This window comes from Rhizorhabdus histidinilytica, assembly GCF_900167915.1.
In the GTDB taxonomy this organism is placed as follows: Bacteria; Pseudomonadota; Alphaproteobacteria; order Sphingomonadales; family Sphingomonadaceae; genus Rhizorhabdus; species Rhizorhabdus histidinilytica.
Window position 1 is genome coordinate 34,576 of record NZ_FUYM01000002.1, and the last position, 18,716, is coordinate 53,291.

General features: G+C 68.0%; 17 protein-coding genes. 8 read left to right on the forward strand and 9 right to left on the reverse strand.

Going from position 1 to position 18,716, the window contains the following annotated elements:
• Positions 1-34: 34 nt before the first annotated feature.
• Complete coding sequence (locus B5X82_RS03920; RefSeq protein WP_079646753.1) at positions 35-502, reverse strand: peptidylprolyl isomerase; 468 nt, start codon at positions 500-502, stop codon at positions 35-37.
• A gap of 140 nt (positions 503-642) precedes the next feature.
• On the opposite strand from B5X82_RS03920, the gene B5X82_RS03925 reads away from it, so the two are divergent.
• The 3 genes from B5X82_RS03925 (at position 643) to B5X82_RS03935 (ending at position 4,136) form a co-directional block, all read left to right on the forward strand.
• On the forward strand, positions 643-2,211 hold the full coding sequence (locus B5X82_RS03925; RefSeq protein ID WP_223811042.1) for a DHA2 family efflux MFS transporter permease subunit: 1,569 nt from the start codon (positions 643-645) through the stop codon (positions 2,209-2,211).
• Between the two features lie 76 nt (positions 2,212-2,287).
• Positions 2,288-3,697 carry a magnesium transporter gene (gene mgtE / locus B5X82_RS03930; RefSeq protein ID WP_079646754.1) on the forward strand — a complete coding sequence of 470 codons (1,410 nt, stop codon included), beginning with the start codon at positions 2,288-2,290 and terminating at the stop codon, positions 3,695-3,697.
• A 22-nt stretch (positions 3,698-3,719) separates the two neighbouring features.
• Positions 3,720-4,136: a DUF1489 family protein gene (locus B5X82_RS03935; protein ID WP_079646755.1), complete on the forward strand. Its 417-nt coding sequence runs from the start codon at positions 3,720-3,722 to the stop codon at positions 4,134-4,136.
• Between the two features lie 177 nt (positions 4,137-4,313).
• On the opposite strand, the gene B5X82_RS03940 is transcribed toward B5X82_RS03935, so the two are convergent.
• From B5X82_RS03940 to B5X82_RS03960, 5 genes are all read right to left on the reverse strand, one after another.
• A complete protein-coding gene (locus tag B5X82_RS03940) occupies positions 4,314-5,018 on the reverse strand; it encodes a head GIN domain-containing protein (protein ID WP_235862589.1) in 705 nt (234 codons plus the stop codon).
• A 155-nt stretch (positions 5,019-5,173) separates the two neighbouring features.
• Positions 5,174-5,692, reverse strand: coding sequence for a CarD family transcriptional regulator (locus B5X82_RS03945; protein ID WP_012049722.1), 519 nt, complete (start codon positions 5,690-5,692; stop codon positions 5,174-5,176).
• 226 nt (positions 5,693-5,918) lie between these two features.
• The gene (gene fdxA, locus B5X82_RS03950; protein ID WP_012049723.1) at positions 5,919-6,257 is read right to left on the reverse strand and encodes a ferredoxin FdxA; all 339 of its coding nucleotides are present in this window, start codon (positions 6,255-6,257) and stop codon (positions 5,919-5,921) included.
• 101 nt (positions 6,258-6,358) lie between these two features.
• Complete coding sequence (locus B5X82_RS03955) at positions 6,359-6,640, reverse strand: RNA-binding S4 domain-containing protein (protein ID WP_079646757.1); 282 nt, start codon at positions 6,638-6,640, stop codon at positions 6,359-6,361.
• On the reverse strand, positions 6,627-9,224 hold the full coding sequence (locus tag B5X82_RS03960; RefSeq protein ID WP_079646759.1) for a helicase-related protein: 2,598 nt from the start codon (positions 9,222-9,224) through the stop codon (positions 6,627-6,629). The genes B5X82_RS03955 and B5X82_RS03960 overlap by 14 nt, the downstream gene beginning before the upstream one ends.
• Positions 9,225-9,440: 216 nt before the next feature.
• On the opposite strand from B5X82_RS03960, the gene B5X82_RS03965 reads away from it, so the two are divergent.
• From B5X82_RS03965 to B5X82_RS03980, 4 genes are all read left to right on the forward strand, one after another.
• Positions 9,441-11,012 carry a M23 family metallopeptidase gene (locus B5X82_RS03965; protein WP_079646761.1) on the forward strand — a complete coding sequence of 524 codons (1,572 nt, stop codon included), beginning with the start codon at positions 9,441-9,443 and terminating at the stop codon, positions 11,010-11,012.
• Between the two features lie 116 nt (positions 11,013-11,128).
• A complete protein-coding gene (locus tag B5X82_RS03970; RefSeq protein ID WP_079646763.1) occupies positions 11,129-12,760 on the forward strand; it encodes a helicase HerA-like domain-containing protein in 1,632 nt (543 codons plus the stop codon).
• Positions 12,757-13,746, forward strand: coding sequence for an ATP-grasp domain-containing protein (locus B5X82_RS03975; protein ID WP_079646765.1), 990 nt, complete (start codon positions 12,757-12,759; stop codon positions 13,744-13,746). The genes B5X82_RS03970 and B5X82_RS03975 overlap by 4 nt, the downstream gene beginning before the upstream one ends.
• Positions 13,747-13,752: 6 nt before the next feature.
• Complete coding sequence (locus tag B5X82_RS03980) at positions 13,753-14,496, forward strand: class I SAM-dependent methyltransferase (RefSeq protein WP_079646767.1); 744 nt, start codon at positions 13,753-13,755, stop codon at positions 14,494-14,496.
• A 13-nt stretch (positions 14,497-14,509) separates the two neighbouring features.
• Here B5X82_RS03980 and B5X82_RS03985 read toward each other — a convergent pair whose 3' ends face one another.
• The 3 genes from B5X82_RS03985 to B5X82_RS03995 form a co-directional block, all read right to left on the reverse strand.
• On the reverse strand, positions 14,510-16,144 hold the full coding sequence (locus B5X82_RS03985; RefSeq protein ID WP_079647311.1) for an ATP-binding protein: 1,635 nt from the start codon (positions 16,142-16,144) through the stop codon (positions 14,510-14,512).
• A gap of 70 nt (positions 16,145-16,214) precedes the next feature.
• Positions 16,215-16,976 (reverse strand): TIGR02186 family protein, encoded by a 762-nt coding sequence (locus tag B5X82_RS03990; protein WP_079646769.1) that lies wholly within the window; start codon positions 16,974-16,976, stop codon positions 16,215-16,217.
• On the reverse strand, positions 16,973-17,887 hold the full coding sequence (locus B5X82_RS03995; protein ID WP_079646771.1) for a sulfite exporter TauE/SafE family protein: 915 nt from the start codon (positions 17,885-17,887) through the stop codon (positions 16,973-16,975). The genes B5X82_RS03990 and B5X82_RS03995 overlap by 4 nt, the downstream gene beginning before the upstream one ends.
• A gap of 133 nt (positions 17,888-18,020) precedes the next feature.
• Between B5X82_RS03995 and pdeM the strand changes: the two genes are divergently transcribed.
• Complete coding sequence (pdeM, locus tag B5X82_RS04000) at positions 18,021-18,683, forward strand: ligase-associated DNA damage response endonuclease PdeM (protein WP_079646773.1); 663 nt, start codon at positions 18,021-18,023, stop codon at positions 18,681-18,683.
• Positions 18,684-18,716 lie beyond the last annotated feature (33 nt).

Sequence of the window (18,716 nt, forward strand, 5' to 3'; positions counted from 1 at the left end):
CCCCGCCTTTCCCTTTTCGCGATGTCCGGCCTTCTCAGGCGTCGGCGGCGATGCGCGCCTTGACGATCTTGCCCGGCGTGCGCGGCGGCTCGCCCTTGGGAAGGGCGTCGACATGCTCCATGCCCGATTCGACCACGCCCCAGACGGTGTACTGGCCGTCGAGGAAGCGCGCGTCGTCGAAGCAGATGAAGAACTGGCTGTTGGCGCTGTTCGGATTCGAGCTGCGCGCCATCGAGCAGACGCCGCGGACGTGCGGTTCGCGGCTGAACTCGGCCTTCAGGTTCGGCTTGTCCGATCCGCCCATGCCGGTGCCGGTCGGGTCGCCGCCCTGCGCCATGAAGCCGTCGATCACGCGGTGGAACACCACGCCGTCGTAGAAGCCCTCGCGGGCGAGGGTCTTGATCTGATCGACATGGCCGGGGGCGAGGTCGGGACGCAGGTTGATGACGACGTCGCCGCCATCCAGCGTCAGGATCAGGGTGTTCTCGGGATCGGCGGCCATCATCTTCTCCTGTCGGCAAGCGAATCTCGGGCCCGTCCCTATCGGGAACTTCCCTGCAAGGCGAGCGATGATTGCCGGGCCGTGTGGACGGCGGGCCGTGCCGGCTTCCGCCGGGGCACGTCCAGCGATAAACGGGGCGGGTGACGGAGTCGGAAACCAGCCAGCAGCGCGACGTCGCGGTCGTTCCGATCGCTCCCATTCCGAAGATGATCGTGACAACGGCGATCATGGCCGCGACGATCCTCGTCGTGCTCGACCAGACGATCGCGACCGTGGCGCTGCCGCACATGCAAGCGGCGCTGGGCGCCACGCCCGACACGGTCACCTGGGTGCTGACCTCCTACATCATGGCGACCGCGGTCGGAACGCCGCTCACCGCCTGGCTGACCGGCCGCTTCGGCCGCCGCCAGGTGTTCCTGGTCTGCGTCCTCGGCTTCACGGTCAGCTCGATGCTCTGCGGCGCGGCGACCTCGCTGCCGATGATGGTCGCCTGCCGGCTGGCGCAGGGCTTCTTCGGTGCCTTCCTGATGCCGATGTCGCAGGCGTTCCTCTACGACATGAATCCGCCGTCGCTGCAGGTCCGGGCGATCACCATGTGGGGGATCGGCGCGATGGTCGGGCCGATCGTCGGGCCGGTGCTGGGCGGCTATCTGACCGACGCCTTCGACTGGCGCTGGGTGTTCTTCGTCAACGTGCCGGTCGGCATCGTCGCGCTGGCCGGCGTTTTCTTCGGCCTGCCCCAGTTTCCGTCGGTGCGGCGGTCGTTCGATCATGCCGGCTTCATCATGATCGCGATCGCGCTCTGTTCGCTTCAGCTCGCGCTCGACCGTGGCACCCAGCAGGACTGGCTCGATTCACCCGAGATCATCGCCGAATTCGGCATCAGCATCGCCGCCTTCTGGATGCTGATCTTCCATCTCCGTCGTTCGCGGCATCCGATCATCTCTCCGGGGCTGTTCGCCAATCCCAGCTTCTCCGGCGCGATGGTGCTGGCCTTCGTGCTGATGCCGACGATCATCGCCAGCAACGCGTTGCTGCCGCAGCTCTTCGTCCAACTGCTCGGCTATCCGGTCGCGACGGCGGGGGAGATGATGCTGCCGCGCGGCATCGCCATGACGGTCGGCATCTTCCTCGGCGGGCAGTTCACCCGCTGGATGGACGGCCGGCTCCAGGTCGCGCTCGGGGTCTGCATCGTCGTCGCCTCGCTTTATGTCCAGACCGGCTTCAACATGGAGATGGACCAGCACCTGATCATCTGGGCTGGGGTGTTGCAGGGCTTCGGCACCGGCCTGTCGATGACGGTGCTCAACTTCACCGCCATGTCGAGCGCGCCGCTTTCGCACCGCACCGAGGCGGCGGCGCTCTATTCGCTGTCGCGCAACACCGGATCGTCGATCATGCTGGCGATCTTCTCGGGGCTGCTGGCGCACGACGTCCAGGTCAACCATGCCGAACTCGGTGCCCGGATATCGTCGGGTGGCGGGATGTCGCTGCACCTGTCGCGGATCTGGGCCGGCAACAGCCTCGATGCGCCGATCGCCGCGGTGGCCGAGGCCGAGGTCAACCGCCAGGCGATGATGATCGCCTATATCAACGATTTCTGGGTGATGATGTGGGTGGTGGTCGCGCTGCTGCCGCTGGTGTTGTTGCTGCGGCCCGAACGGCCGCCGAAGGGCAGCGGCGAAAGCCTCGCCGCGCTGGCCGATTAGCGGCCGGTTCCGCATTGCCGTTTCCGCGCGTGACGCCTAGACGGGCGGCTGCGCGGCTCGAAAGGCGGAGGACGGCATGAGCGAAACCGAACCCGAGACCGTCGATACCCCGGCCCCCGCCCAGACCCTGCACGACGAGGACGACCGGCTGAAGTCGACCTTCATCGACGCGGTCATCGCTGCCGTCGAGGCGGGCGACGTCGAGGGCGCCCGCGCGCTGGTCCGCCCGCTCCATCCGGCCGACATCGCGGACCTGTTCGAGCTGGCGCCGCAGGACATGCGCCGCCCGCTCGCCACCGCGCTGGCCGAGATGCTCGACGGCGACGTGCTGGCCGAGATGAACGAATGGGTGCGCGACGAGCTGATCGACGCGCTCGCCCCGCACGAGGTGGCCGAGATCGCCACCCAGCTCGACACCGACGACGCGGTCGCGATCATCGAGGAGCTGGAGGAGGAGGAGCAGCGCGCGGTGCTGCGCGCGATGGAGCCCGACGATCGCGCCGCGATCGAAGAGGCGCTATCCTATCCCGAGGAATCCGCCGGCCGCCTGATGCAGCGCGACCTGATCGCGGTGCCCGAGCATTGGACGGTCGGCGACGTGCTCGACTATCTGCGCGGCAACGAGGACCTGACCACCGATTTCTGGGAGGTGTTCGTCGTCGATGCCGGGCATCATCCGATCGGCACCTGCAAGCTGAGCTGGCTGATGCGCACCCCGCGCCGGATCGCGATCGGCGACGTGATGCAGCGCGAGCAGACGCTGATCCCGGTCGACATGGACCAGGAGGAGGTCGCCCTCCGCTTCCAGAAATATGCGCTGATCTCCGCCGCGGTGGTCGATCCCGCCGGCCGGCTGGTCGGCATGATCACCGTCGACGACATCGTCCACATCATCCAGGAGGAGGCCGGCGAGGATATCCTCAAGCTGTCCGGCGCGGGCGACGGCGACATCAACGAGCCGATCCTCCAGACCGTCAAGGTCCGGCTGAGCTGGCTGATCGTCAATCTCGGCACGGCGGTGATCGCGGCCTCGGTGGTCGGCCTGTTCCAGGGCACGATCGCCAAGCTCGTCGTGCTCGCGGTGCTGATGCCGATCGTCTCCGGCATGGGCGGCAATGCCGGCACCCAGACGATGGCCGTGGCGGTCCGCGCGCTCGCGCTCAACCAGCTCACCTCGTCGAACACCGCGCGCATGATCCTGCGCGAATTCCGCATCGCCATCACCAACGGCCTGTGCATCGGCGGCCTGCTCGGGGTGTCGGTCTACCTCATCTACGGCAATGCCGATCTCGGCATCGTCATCTGCCTGGCGATGATCATCAACAATATCACGGCGGGATTGGCGGGCATCCTCGTGCCGGTCTGCCTCGACAAGGCGGGGGCCGACCCGGCCGTTTCCTCGGCCGTGTTCGTCACCACCGCGACCGACGTGATGGGTTTCTTCTCCTTCCTCGGACTCGCCGCGCTGTGGGGGCTGCACGGTTGATCAGGGCGCGGATCGTCCCGATATGGACGGCATGAGCCCGCTCAACATCACCAAGATCGCCTATGGCTGCGACGGCTTCGACGATCTGCGCGCGCGGCTGGCGGCCCGGATCGAGCGGGGCGAGCAGATCGTCCTCACCACCCGCTACATGCCCAAGCGCGCCGACGAGATGGCCGGCGGGTCGCTTTACTGGATATCGCAGCATCGCTTCGGCCTGCGTCAGCCGCTGGTCGGCTTCAGCGAGCTGGAGGGCGGGCGCTGCGGCATCGTGCTGGCGCCGGTACTGATCCCGGTCGAGCCCCGCCCGCGCCGCGCCCATCAGGGCTGGCGCTACCTGAGCGCCGAGGATGCGCCGAAGGACCTGCCCGAAGGCGGGGAGGCGGGGAGCCAGATTCCCGTGGCGCTGCACGCCGAACTGGCCGCGATGGGGCTGATCTAGGGCGCCGAGCGTTTGATGTGACGCATCCGTCCGCTCATCCTGAGGAAGGACTGAGCCTCGGCGAAGGCCCGTCTCGAAGGATACTGTGTCCTTCGAGATGCCATTTCGTCTTCGCTCAATGGCTCCTCAGGATGAGCGGTCCAGATAAACCGCACGATGCTCTAGAGCGAACCGCCGTCATCCCCCGCACTTGATGCTGCCGGGCCCTGTCTTCCTGACCGTGCAGCTCGGCCGGCCGGCGATGCGGATATCGCCTGGACCCGTCAGGGTGGCGCGGGCGACGCGGGTCGGGCCGATGCTCATCGTGCCGGGGCCGGTCAGCGTCGCGGTGAGCAGGTCGACCGCAAGACCAGCGGCGCGGATGTCGCCCGGGCCGCTCAGCGAAGCGTCGGCGCGGCCGGTCTTGCCGGTGATCGTCAGGTCGCCGGGCCCGCTCAGCTTCGCGCTGAGCCGGCTGGTGTCGAGCCGTCCCACCGTCAGGTCGCCGGGGCCGGAGAGCACCGCCGAGAAGGCGGTGGCGCGGATCCGGTCGATCGTCAGGTCGCCCGGCCCCGACAGTTCGGCCGCCTCGAGCATCGGCACGGTTACGTCGACCACCACCTTGCCGCTGTTCCAGTGCAGCGGGTTCCAGTCCCAGCCCTTCTCCGACGTCACCACCAGCATCTGTCCGCGGGGCTCGACGACCAGCCGGTCGATCCCGTTCGCCGGGCCGCTGGCGCGGACCGAGACCTTGGCGCCGGTGCGGACCCGCACCGTAAAGGGGCCCTCGACCCTGATCTTGACGAAGTCCGAGACTGGGAAGGACCGGGTGGCGGCCTCGGCCGGCAGCGCGGCGGCAGCGGCGAGGGACAAGCCGAGCAGGGCCGTGATCGATCTGTGCATCGGACTCTCCATGAAGCTGTATTATCGAAATAATACGGCTTCCCTGCGGCTGCCGCAAGCCGGTCGCGACGAACCGAAGGAGAAGCGCTGGCTCGAAAGAAAAAGGGGCGATCCCGAAGGACCGCCCCTTTCCGCCTCTTCCGGAGGAAGGACGCTTATTTGTTGTGGATCGCAGCCGCCTTGCGGAGGATGTCGAGGATCTTCTCCTGCGCGGTCGGCTCGTCGACCGCTTCCATCGCCGCGAGCTCGCGGGCGAGGCGGCTGGTCGCCGCTTCGAAGATCTGGCGCTCGGAATAGCTCTGCTCGGGCTGGTCGTCGGCCCGGAACAGGTCGCGCACGACCTCCGAGATCGAGACGAGGTCGCCCGAGTTGATCTTCGCTTCATATTCCTGGGCGCGACGCGACCACATGGTGCGCTTGATCTTCGGCTTGCCCTTCAGCGTGGTGAGGGCTTCGCCCATCGTCACGCTCGACGACAGCTTGCGCATGCCGACGGCTTCGGCCTTGTTGGTGGGGACGCGCAGCGTCATCCGCTCCTTTTCGAAACGGAGGACGTAGAGTTCGAGCTTGGCTCCCGCGATTTCCTGGCTTTGCAGTTCGACCACGCGGCCGACACCATGCTTGGGATAAACGACATAATCGCCGACGACGAAGCTCAGCGCCTTGGCAGCCATTTAGCAGACCTTTCTTTGGGGTGCCGCACAGGCCCCGTCTGATCCGCCCTCCCCCAGCGGCCGACGGCAATCCGATACGGCGAGTCACAGGTTCCTTGTTGCAGGCGCGTTGGATCGCGCCCGGACACGAATCTTGTAACACATCGGTAAGCGAAAAGCCAGCATCTCGGGCTTTTCGCCGGGGCCAGCCCCGTTTTTCAGGCTATTTCGCAGGTGCGGAAGGGGGTCAGTCCCCCTGGCCGGGCTCCGGCGAGAAATGCTTCTCGTACTTGCCCTCGACATTCTTCCACTCGTCGGCGTCGGCCGGGGCCTCCCGCTTGCGGGTAATGTTGGGCCATTGCGCGGCGAAGGTGTTGTTCAGCTCCAGCCACTGCTCGAGCCCCGACTCGGTGTCGGGCAGGATCGCCTCGGCCGGGCATTCGGGTTCGCACACGCCGCAATCGATGCACTCGCTCGGATTGATGACGAGCATGTTGTCGCCCTCGTAGAAGCAGTCGACCGGGCACACTTCGACACAATCCATATACTTGCAGCGGATGCAGGCATCGGTGACGACGTAGGTCATTGCAACTCCCTTGGGCCCGGCTGTCCATGCGGCGGGCCCACCCAATCAACACCGCGATACCCCGCCCGGATCGGATCGGGGTTCTGGCGAACGCGCCCCCGTTAGGTCGCGGCTCGTCCCTCGTCAACAGGCGGGGGCGACAGATCGGTATAGCAGGCCTGCGCCTCGGGGGCGGGGCCGCGCCGCGCGGGCAGCGCCTCGATCCGGATCACGCGCACCCGGCCGTGCAGCGGGAAGCTCAGCACGTTGCCGACACGGACGGCGGCATGGGCACGGTCGATCACCCGTCCGTCAATCCTCATATGGCCTGCCTCGGCGATCTCCTGCGCGAGCGTCCGGGTCTTCGCCAGCCGCACGAACCAGAGGAACTTATCGAGCCGCATTGCGCGACGGCATCCCCGGATAGAGCTCGGCGAGCGCGCCGAAGGCGTTGCCGGGCCGGGCCGGGCGTTCCTTGCGCGGCTCGCGTTTGCCTTTCCACACCCAGGATTCGGCCGCGATCTCTCCCTTGGCGGGCGACGCGGCACGGAAACCTAGCGCCAGCATGAGCTGCGCAAAGCTGGCGTGGCGCAGGCCGAGCGAGGTGGCGAGGCCGGGGTCGGGAGTGAAGGGCGCGCGGCCGCTGCGCGAATCATGTGCGATCCGGGCGAGCCGCTCGACCAGGTCGACGCGCAGCATCTGCGCGCCGAGCGCGCGATAGCCGGCGCGCACCATCGCCTCGCAGGCGGCGGTGTCGGCCGGAGTCGCCATCGATACCGCGCCCGGCACCGGCAGCTCGGGCATCAACTGCCCCTCTGCCGCCGCGAACAGCGCGATCCGCCAGCGGGTCGGCTCGGGCTTGAGCAGGGTCGGCGAATAGACGTCGATCGTGCCGAGCTTGACGTCGAGCCGCTCGGCACGCGAGCGACCCTCCCGGTCGAGATGCTCGATCGCGGAGGCGATGCCGGCGCGCGCGGTGATCCCGCCCGCTTCGGCCAGCGGCGCCAGCAGTGCGCGCAGCGACGGCGGGCAGGCGGGATCGCGCGCCGCCTCGAAATAGCGGGCGAGCGGCTTCAATTCGCGCTGGATGCGTCCTTCGAGCCAGGCGGCCAGCCGCTGCTCGACCCCGGCATGGTCGGCCGGGCTCAGCGGGTCGAGCGCGCGGTGGAGGCGGATGCGTGGGGTGAGCAGGGTGCGGCCCTTCTCCAGCCGAGCCACCACGTCGCCACGCCAGAAGATCGCGACCGGCCGGCCCGCGTCGGTCGCCAGCGAGAAATGGCCGTCCTCGTCTGCGGCGAGCTGCCGGGCCCGCGATGCGAGTTCGCTGCCCAGCCGCCGCTCGGCCGCCGCCATCAATCGCTTCATGTCGCCATGGCGGGCGAGATGGTCGGGCTTGAAGCGGAAACCGATGAGCCGGCCGATCGCTTCGCCGTCGACGGTGACGATGCCCTCGTCGTCGACCTTGACCGGCAACGCTAGGTCGCCGCCCTTTGCGCCCAGGTCACGCATCAGCACCGAGGTCCGCCGGTCGACGAAGCGCTGGGTCAGCCGCTGGTGGAGCGCGTCCGACAGCTTCTCCTCGAGCGCGCGGGTGCGCTCCGCCCAATGGTCGGCGTCGGCCAGCCAGTCGGCGCGATGGGCGATGTAGGCCCAGGTCCGCACCCCGGCGATGCGGTCGGCCAGCGTCTCGACGTCGCCCTGGACGCTGTCGAGCCGGGCCAGCTCGTCGGCGAACCAGTTCTTGGGCAGGTGGCCGCTGCCCTCGCTCAGATGACGGAAGATGCGCGAGACGAGACGGCTGTGCGGCTCGGGCCCGGTCTTGCGGAAATCGGGCAGGCCGCAGGCAGCCCATAGCCGGGCGATCATCGGCTTGCCGCGCGCCCGCTCGCGGACCCAGTCCTCCTCGGCGAGGCGCTTGAGCACCGACAGGTCGATCGCCTGCGGCGCGGCGCGCAGCACCGGGCGGTCCGGACGCCGCTCGAGATCGGCGATCAGCGCGTCGACCGAGGCGAGCGACGGCGCGCCCTCGCGCCAGTAGAGATGATCGATCGGCGGAAAGTGGTGCGCCTCGATCGCATCGACCTCCTCGTCCTCGAAGCGCGCGCTGCTGCCGCCTTCGAGCGCGAGCGTGCCGAAGGTGCCGTCGCGTTGGTGGCGCCCGGCGCGGCCGGCGATCTGCGCCATTTCGGAGATGGTGAGGCGCCGCGCCCGGCGACCGTCGAACTTGCGCAGCGAGGCGAAGGCGACATGGGCCACGTCCATGTTCAGGCCCATGCCGATCGCGTCGGTTGCGACCAGATAGTCGACCTCGCCCGCCTGGAACATCGCGACCTGCGCGTTGCGGGTGCGCGGGCTGAGCGCGCCCATGACCACCGCCGCGCCGCCGCGCAGCCGGCGCAGCATCTCCGCCACCGCGTAGACCTCCTCGGCCGAGAAGGCGACGATGGCCGAGCGCGGCGGCAGGCGCGACAGCTTGGTGGCGCCCGCATAGGTGAGGGTCGAGAAGCGCGGCCGGCCGATGATCTCGGCATCGGGCACCAGCGCGCGGATCATCGGGCGCAGCGCCTCCGACCCCAGGATCATCGTCTCCTCGCGGCCCCGCGCGCGGAGCAGCCGGTCAGTGAAGACATGGCCGCGTTCGGGATCGGCGCCGAGCTGCGCCTCGTCGAGCGCGACGAAGGCATAGTCTCTATCACCTTGTTTGTCGCCGCCGGCCAACAGGCCGGGGCTTATCGGCATCGATTCCGCCGTGGTCAGGAAATATTGCGCGTTGGGCGGGACCAGCTTCTCCTCGCCGGTGATCAGCGCGACCCTTTCCTTGCCCTTGATCGCGACCACCCGGTCATAGACCTCGCGCGCCAGCAGGCGCAGCGGGAAGCCGATCATCCCGCTCGAATGGCCGCACATCCGCTCGATCGCGAGATGCGTCTTACCGGTGTTGGTCGGGCCCAGCACGGCGACCACCGGCTGGGCACTGAAGCTGGCCATGTCGACTAGATTGGCTCTCCCTGTGACGAACGCAAGCGCGAAACGGGGCCGCGACTCGACTCACGGCCGAAATGACTCGATTCGTCGCATAAGCCGCTGGCGAGCCGTGGGATTAGTTTGACTTTAACCATAGTCGGGCAGACTGATCCTGCCTGACCCAGAAATTGTCTCGTCAGGGCAAGCAGATAGGCGATTCTCAAAGGGGGGCGTGGGACATTGTTCCGCAGCGACGGTCAGGATCTTTCGGCACAGGGCTATGCGGGCGGCGGTAGCCGCGGTGCGCTCGTCGTCGCCCGGGCGAACCGCTTCCCGGCGATCGGCCGGCTGATCGACAGCCCGATCGGCGGCGCCGTCGACCGGCTCGCCGGCGCCGACCTTGTCGTCGATCTCGGTGCGCGGATCGGATCGCGCGAATGGTTCCGCGGCCTCTTCACCTGCCTCGGCCTGTGCACTGCCGCAGGCATGATGGCGCCCGACTTCAAGCCGATCGGCTTCATCGCCGAACCGCCGATGACCGCCGCCCATCAGGAACAGGTGCGCACCCTCGGCATCGCGCCGCTCGGCCTGGGTGGCGACACCGGCCAGCGTATCGCCGCGACCGCCGCGGTCGAGCCGCTCACCGACACGCCCGAGCGGCCACGCGTCGAGCTTTCGGCGACGATCGGCCAGGGCGACGGCTTCGCCCGCGTGCTCGAACGCGCCGGCGTCTCGCGCGAGGAGGCTGGCAAGGTCGCGTCGATGGTCTCCGATGCGGTCCCGCTCGACGACCTGCGCGCGGGCACCCGGATGGACCTGGTGCTCGGCCGCCGTGAGGTGAAGAGCGATCCGCGTCCGCTCGAGACACTCGACTTCCGCGCGCGCTTCGACCTCAAGCTCGCGGTCGAGCGCGTCGACGGTGCCCTCCGCCTCAAGCGCATCCCGATCGCGGTCGACCATACGCCGCTGCGCATCCAGGGTCGGGTCGGCTCCAGCCTCTATCGTTCGGCGCGCGCGGCCGGCGTCCCCGCCGATGCGATCGAGGCCTTCATCAAGGCGATCTCGCAGAAACTGTCGATGCGCAGCATCGGCTCCGACGCGCGTTTCGACGCGATCATCGAGCATGCCCGCGCCGAAACCGGCGAAGTCAAGGTCGGCAGCCTGATGTTCGCGGGCATCACCGAGGGCCGCAAGAAGATCCAGATGGTCAAATGGGCGAACGGCAACCGCGACCAGTGGTACGAGGCGTCGGGCGTCGGCGAGACCAAGGGCGTGATGCGCAAGCCGGTGCTGGGCCATCTCACCTCGAGCTTCGGGATGCGCTTCCACCCGATCCTCGGCTTCTCGCGCATGCACCAGGGCGTCGACTTCGGCGCGCCGATGGGCTCGCCGATCGTCGCGGCGAGCGACGGCGTCGTCACCTTCGCCGGGCGGCATGGCGGCCATGGCAATTATGTCCGCCTCAACCATGCCGGCGGCATCGCTACCGGATACGCGCATATGAGCCGGATCATCGCCAAGGCCGGCCAGCACGTCCGCCAGGGTGAGCTGATCGGCTATGTCGGCTCGACCGGGCTGTCGACCGGGCCGCACCTCCATTACGAGATGTATCGCAACGGCAAGGCGATCAACCCAACCTCGATGAAGTTCACGACGGTCCAGCAGCTCGCCGGTCGCGACCTCGCCAATTTCAAGGCGAAGCTCAACAGTCTGCTGTCGGTGCGGGTCGCCAACGGCATCGCTGCCGATCCCAAGGCCGAGAAGAGCGCCGAGACCGGCGGCAAGGACAAGGGCAAGACGAAGAAGGGCTGAGCGCCCGGCTTTCGTCGAAATGGCGGCAGGGGCTCCGCGCGTCGACGGATAGTTTACTTCCGCCAGCCTTTCGGCGGCGCTAATCTACGATCTCAACGGTGCAGTGGAGATCGTGTATGATCGATGAGCAGGGTATCTTTCTCGGCGCGAGCCCCAATCCGTCGGGGTTGCTGGCCCAGCATCTCAATCTCCGCCGCGCCAACCGCCACGGTCTGATCGCCGGCGCGACCGGCACAGGCAAGACCGTGACCCTCCAGGGCATCGCCGAGAATTTCTCGGCGGCCGGCGTGCCGGTGTTCCTGGCCGACGTGAAGGGCGATCTTTCGGGCATCTCGATGGCCGGATCGCCGACCGCGAAGAATGCCGACAAGCTGGTCGCGCGCGCGGCCGAGATCGGCCTCCAGAACTATAGCTGGGGCGACAATCCGGCGATCTTCTGGGACCTCTACGGCGAACAGGGGCACCCGATCCGCACCACCATATCGGAAATGGGGCCGCTGCTGCTCGCGCGGCTGATGAACCTCAACGACGTGCAGGAGGGTGTGCTCAACATCGCCTTTCGTTATGCCGACGAGCAGGGGCTGCTGTTGCTCGACCTCGGCGACCTGCAGGCGATGCTCGCCCATTGCGCCGAAAATGCCGACGAGCTGTCGACCAAATATGGCAACGTCACCAAGGCCAGCGTCGGATCGATCCAGCGCCAGCTCCTCCAGCTCGACAGCCAGGGCGGCGCGCATTTCTTCGGCGAGCCGGCGCTCGACATCCACGACTTCCTCGGCGTCGACGACCAGGGGCGCGGCTATGTCAACGTGCTGGCCGCCGACAAGTTGATGCAGAGCCCGAAGCTCTACGCCACCTTCCTGCTGTGGCTGCTGAGCGAGCTGTTCGAGAATCTTCCCGAGGTCGGCGATCCGGACAAGCCCAAGCTGGTCTTCTTCTTCGACGAGGCGCACCTGCTGTTCGAGGATGCGCCCAAGGCGCTGACGGACAAGATCGAGCAGGTCGTCCGCCTGATCCGGTCGAAGGGCGTCGGCGTCTATTTCGTCACCCAGAACCCGATCGACGTGCCCGAGGACGTCGCCGCACAGCTCGGCAACCGCGTCCAGCATGCGCTGCGCGCCTTCACCCCGCGCGACCAGAAGGCGATCTCGGCCGCCGCCGATACCTTCAGGATCAACCCCGACCTCGACGTCGCCAAGGCGATCACCGAGCTGAAGGTGGGCGAGGCGCTCGTATCGGTGTTGCAGGAGGACGGTTCGCCGAGCATCGTCCAGCGCACGCTGATCGCGCCGCCGCGCTCGCGGCTGGGGCCGGTCGACGCGAAGGAGCGCGCCGTGATCCAGTCGATCTCTCCGGTCGCCGGCAAATATGACACGGTGATCGACCGCGAATCGGCCGAGGAACTGCTCGCGGCCAAGGCAGACGCCGCGGTCGCCGCGGCGCAGGCCGCCCAGGCGCAGGCCGAAGCCGACAAGGCCGCCGCCGTCCAGGCGAAGATCGAGGCGAAGCAGCGCGAGGCGGCGCTCAAGGAGCAGGCGCGACAGGATGCGATCGCCGCGCGCGAGGCGGCGAAGCCGAGCGGCCTCGACCGAGCCATCCAGTCGGCGACCCGCGCGGCGGCCTCCTCGGTCGGACGCCAGGTCGCCAACGAGCTCGGCCGAGCCGTATTCGGCGGCGGCAGCCGGCGCAGCTCGGGCGGGATCGCCGGTCAGCTCGTGCGCGGCATCCTGGGCGGCCTCTTCAAGTGAGTTCGACGGACAAGGCTCTTGGGCTGTTGTTCGGTTCGGATATCCATCACGGCAGGGCGCACGCCGGCGAAGCGGTGCCCGCCGGGATCGGAACGACCGACGTGCGTCTGCTACAGTCGGGAGATCGCGATCGCTTCATCCGCCTGCATATCCCCGTCAATTTCCAGCGGCTGAAATTCAAGCCATCGCTCGCCAATGTCGGGACGGTGCTCAATCTCGTCACCGATCCCGACCTCAATCCCCTCGTGCTCGATCATGCCGACAAATTCCTGAAGCCCTTCAAGGGCAGGGTCATCAATCGCCCGGCGGCGGTGCTCGGCAGCACGCGCGACAAGGTCGCCACGTTGCTGGCGGGGATCGACGGGCTGGTCGTGCCGCCGATCGCGCGCTTCCGGGGACGGCCCGCCCTGGCCGCCGCCGCGATCGCGAAGGCCGGGATCCGCTTCCCCGCCATCCTGCGCCGGACCGGCCATCATGACGGCAGGATCGAAGGGCTGATGGCCGATGCCGATGCGGTGATGGCCGTGATCGACCCCGGGACGACCTACTATCTCACCGAGTTCGTGGACGGCCGCTCGGCCGAAGGGCTGTTCCACAAGATCCGCATCTTCTTCTTCGGCGATCGGGCGGTGGTCCGGCACCGGCTGGTCTCCGACCATTGGAACGTCCATGCGCCCGACCGCAAGCGGGTCCTGGTCCACCATCCCGAGCATATCGAAACCGAGCGCCGCTATGTCGAAGGCGGTATCGCGGCGATGCCGCCCGAGGCGCAGCGCGTGCTGGCGGAGGTCCGTGCGCGGATGCCGCTCGATTATTTCGGCATCGACTTCTCGATCCTGCCGGACGGACGGCTGCTGCTGTTCGAGGCCAATGCGACGATGATGTTCTTTCCGGTCGTGGCCGATCCGCCCTTCGGCTATAGCGCCGCGGTAGTGGCCCAGGGCACCGCCGCTTTCGATGCGATGCTGGCCGGTCGGGGGATATAAGGCGGAATGCTCGACAGCTACGCGGCCATCTTCGCGCGCCGGGCGGACAGTTACTGCCGCGCGATGAACCATCATCCGCATGCCCGCGATGCCGAGTTTGGCGCGGTGGTCGATCCGCTCGATCCCGCCGCCCGGATCGTGATCGACATGCCGGCCGGCGGGGGCTGGCTACGCCGCTACCTGCGCGCCGGGATCCATTATATCGCGATCGAGCCGGCCGAGCTGTTCTTCGATCTCTGCCCGCAGGACGCAAGCGCCGATCGCTTGCGCGCGCCGGTCGAGGCGGTGCCCTTGCCCGACGCGGCGGCGGACGCGATCGTTTCGCTCGCGGGCCTTCATCATGCCCCCGATCTGGGGGCGATCTTCGCCGAGGCGCACCGGCTGCTGCGGTCCGGCGGGCAATTCGTCATCGCCGACGTCGCGGCCGGCAGCCGGGAGGACGATTTCCTCAACCGCTATGTCCATGCCCATAACCCGATGGGGCACGAGGGAGTCTTCCTCGACGACGGAACCGCCGGCCTGCTGCGCCGCGCCGGGTTCGAGGTGCTGGCGGAGGAGCAGGCGCCCACGCCCTGGCGGCTGGGCAGCGCCGAGCAGGCGGGCGCCTATTGCGCCGACCTGTTCGGGATCGAAGGACAGACACCGGCCCAGGTGGCGGCGGCGTTGCAGGAGATCGTCGGCGCGGTCCAAGGCGGGGACGGCTTCGTGCTCGGCTGGAGCCTGCGGCGGTTGATCTGCCGCAAGCGCTGAGTTCGGGATCGCCTTACCGTCCCTGGTTGCGCCAGCGGCCGATGACATGTTCGACGAGGGCGTCCTCGTCGCCGCTGCGCCGCCAAAGCTCGGAGAATACCGGGTCGTTCGACGCGGGGCGCAAGTCCTCGTCGAGGTCGTCGAAGGCGACGCGGATCGGGATGGGCACGCCTTCGCCGCAGATGATCGCCTCGCGGTTGCGCAGCGCGGGTATGGTGTCGAGGAAGCCGCGCGCGCCTTCCGGCATCGCGGCGCGGACGAAGGCCTGGTCGCGTTCGTTGTTCAGGCGCATCGCTATGATCGTGCCGCATTGCGACAAAACGCCTTCGGCCAAATCCGACGGCCGTTGGGTGACGAGCCCGAGCGACACGCCATATTTGCGGCCTTCCTTGGCGATCCGTTCGAGAATGCGGCGGACCGGGCCGGTATTGGCGGTGCGGTCGGACGGGACGTAGCGATGAGCCTCCTCGCAGACGAGGAGGACCGGGTGCTGCGCCTGGCCGCGCGCCCAGATCGCATAGTCGAACACGCAGCGCGCGAGCACCGACACCACAACCGACGTGATCTCCGACGGCACGCCCGACACGTCGATCACCGAGATCGGCTTGCCCTCGCCGGGCAAACGGAAGATGCGCTTGATGAAGCTCTTCATGCTGTCGCCGACCAGCATCCCCGAGAACATGAAATGATAGCGCGGGTCCGACCGTATCTCATCGATCTTCTGCTTGAGCCGCAGATAGGGCGCGCTGTTCGACGCCTTGTCGAGCTTGCCCATCTCGGTCTGGATGATCGTCGTCAGGTCCGACAGCACATAGGGGATCGGGCTGTCGACGGTGATCCGGGCGACGGTCTCGGCGGCGCGGTTCTTCTGGCGCGCGGCGAGCAGGCATTTGGCGAGGATGTCGGCATCTGTCTGCCGCTCGGCCCCCGTCGTGGTGAGCAGCACCTCGCAATGCTCCTCGAAGTTCATCAGCCAATAGGGCATGGCGAGGTTCGAAACGCCGTAGGAGGCGCCGACCTCGGCGAAGGCAGCCTCATATTCGCCGTGCGGGTCGATCATCACGATATGGCCGGCCGGCGCCATCCGGCAGATCCGATGCAGGATCAGCGCCGTCGCGGTCGACTTGCCGGTGCCGGTCGAGCCGAGCAGCGCGAAATGCTTGCCGAGCATCGCATCGACCAGCAGCGCAGCACGGGTCGATGCGGTCGGGTGGACGGTGCCGATCTCGACATGCGCCATGTCGCCGGCGCTGAAGATCGCGCCCATGTCGGGGGTCGACACGGCGTGGACGGGTGTGCCCGGCAGCGGATAGCGGGTGACGCCGCGGCGGAAGGCGGTCAGCCGCCCGGCCGCATCGGCGATGCCTTCGCCCAGGAAGGCGATGCGCGCGGCGATCATCTCCCCGGCGCTGCCAAGCTCATGGATCGCGGCGACGACGGAGCGGCCCGCAACGGTCATCCGGATCATCGCGCCGATCTCGCCCGCCATCGCGAGCGCGGGGTCCGCATCGCCGGAGAGCAGTTCGATCATGCCGCGGTCGAGCCTGATATCGGCCCCGCCGCCCGCGACCGCCTCGATCCGTCCGATCGCGCCGGCCTCCAGTTGCAGGGCCGTTCCGAAGGCCTGTCCGCCGACGATGTCGTTCATCCTGTCCATCACTTTCCGTTGGGATCGGCGATGGTCTAGCGGGGGAGCGGTTAATGCCGGGTTCCCGGCTTTAGTCGCGCAACCGCTTGAAGGCGGTGCTCGCCGCCCAGCCGAGCGCGAGCGACAGCAGCACCGCGGTCAGGCCGTAGACGAAGCTGTGGCGATCGGCGGCGCGGGCGACGAACGCCTCCATGCCCGACTTGTGGATCTCGATGTCGCGGGTGGCGGCGGCGATCACGCGGCCCTTCTCGATCAGGAAGGTCTCGGCGGTGTAGTGCCCCACCGGTACCCGCGCCGGGATGGCGATGCGCGCGCGATAGAGCACGCCCTCGCTGATCTCGACCCCGCTGTCGGTCTCCGAATAATAGCCGCCGCGCCGCTTGAGGTCGATCAGCCCTTCCTCGAAATGCCGGTCGGCGGCGGGGTCGCCGCCGCTGGCGGGGGAAAGCTGGAGATTGTCGATCCCGAGCTCGTAGATCACGGCGGTCCGGCCATCGACGATCTTGTTGATCGGCTTCGACGAGGCGAGCGCGTAGAAGGACGGCACCGACCGGAAATCGGCGCTGTCGGCGTTGATCCACATGCCGGCGATCTTGCGTTTCTCGCGCACCAGAACAGGTTCGGACGGGCCCTTCACCACCACCGCGATCTGTGCGTCGTCGCTGGGCACGCGGCCGCCAGGATAGAGGATCGCGCCGAACAGCAGCAGCTCGGCGCCGGTGAAGCTGTAGATGATCTCGATCTTGCGCTGCGACACGTCGGGGACGAGCCGGGGACTCTCTGCCGAGACCAGCAGCGGGGCGAGAAGAAGGAGGAGGAGAAACCTCTTCACAGCGGCTGTACCGTAAAGATTTCGGGCGGGCGCCAGGTGAGGCCGAGCAGCATGCGGATCGCCACCACCAGCACGATGAAGGCCAGCGCCAGCCGCAGATATTCCGGCTTCATCTTGAGCGCGAGCCGTGCGCCGAGCTGGGCGCCGGTGACGCTGCCGATCAGCAGCAGCCCGGTGAGGACGAGGTCGACCGCGCGGGTCGTCATCGCGTGGACCATCGTCGTCGCGGCGGTGACGAACAGGATCTGGAACAGCGAGGTGCCGACCACGACCCGCGCCGACATGCCGAGGATGTAGATCATCGCCGGCACCAGGATGAAGCCGCCGCCGACGCCCATCAGCACCGTCATCACGCCGGTCAGGAAACCGAGCAGGAAGGGGGCGAGCGGAGATATGTAGAGACCCGACCGGTAGAAGCGCCAGCGGAACGGCAGCATCGCGATCAGAGGATGATGCCGCCGCCCGCTGCCGGGCGGGGATTCGCCGCGCCATTCGGCCAGGATCGATCCGATCGCGTCGCGAGCCATGACCGCGCCGATGCCACCGAGCATGACGACGTACATCACCGTCACGACGGTATCGATCTGGCCGGCGTCCTGGAGCAGGCGGAACAGGAAGCCGCCGGCCAGCGAGCCGATCGCGCCGCCGGCGACCAGCACCGCGCCCATATGATAGTCGACCCCGTCGCGGCTGCCATGGGCGAGCACGCCCGAGACGCTGGCGCCGGTGATCTGCGGCGCCGAGGAGGCGACCGCGACGGCGGGCGGGATGCCGTAGAAGATCATCAGCGGCGTCGTCAGGAAGCCGCCGCCGACGCCGAACATTCCCGACAGCACGCCGACCAGCCCGCCCAGGCCGATGATCACCAGCATGTTCACCGAAAGGCCGGCGATGGGCAGGTAGAGATCCATGGCGCAGGGCTAGAGCATTTTGGGGTCCGGGGGGAAGGGCGCAGCGGGAAATATCCCTGTCCCGTCATACCCCTGAGGAGGGCGGCGAAGGAGAATCCTTGCCCGTCGCCCGTCATGCGATATATCCGGCGGCATGGTTCCCTTTTCGTTCTGTTCCGTCGACTTGTGCGCTTTGCCAGAGGGCGGGTTGTTCCATCCCGCCACCGCCAGCCTGCTGCTCGCCGACCTGCATCTCGAAAAGGCGAGCAGCTACGCGGCGTGCGGCCAGATGCTGCCGCCCTATGATTCGATCGAGACGCTGCGCCGGGTCGCGGCGCTGGCGGGGCGGACCGGGGCGCGGGCGCTCTATTGCCTCGGCGACAGCTTCCACGATCGCGGAGGCACCGGTCGGCTGGGGGAGGAGGCGCGGGGGCTGCTCGGCGAGCTGACCGCGCGGCTGCGCTGGACCTGGATCGTCGGCAATCATGACCGCGCGTTCGACGATCCGTTGGGCGGCCATGTCGTCGCGGAGGCCGAGCTGGCGGGGCTGTGGCTGCGCCACGAAGCCGACCCATCCGATCCGCGCCCCGAGATATCGGGCCATTATCATCCCAAATACAAGGTGACGCTGCGCGGCCGCCGGGTGTCGCGCCCCTGCTTCGTCGCCGGACGGAGCAAGCTGATCCTTCCGTCCTTCGGGGTGCTCACCGGCGGGATGGACGCCGCCGATCCGGCGATCCTGCGCGCGGTCGGCCGCGATGCCCGCGCGCTGATCGCGATCCGGGAGAAGCTGCTGGGCTTTCCGCTCGCCGCCTAGAGCCTGATCGTTTGAGGTGGAAGCGCTTTGCGC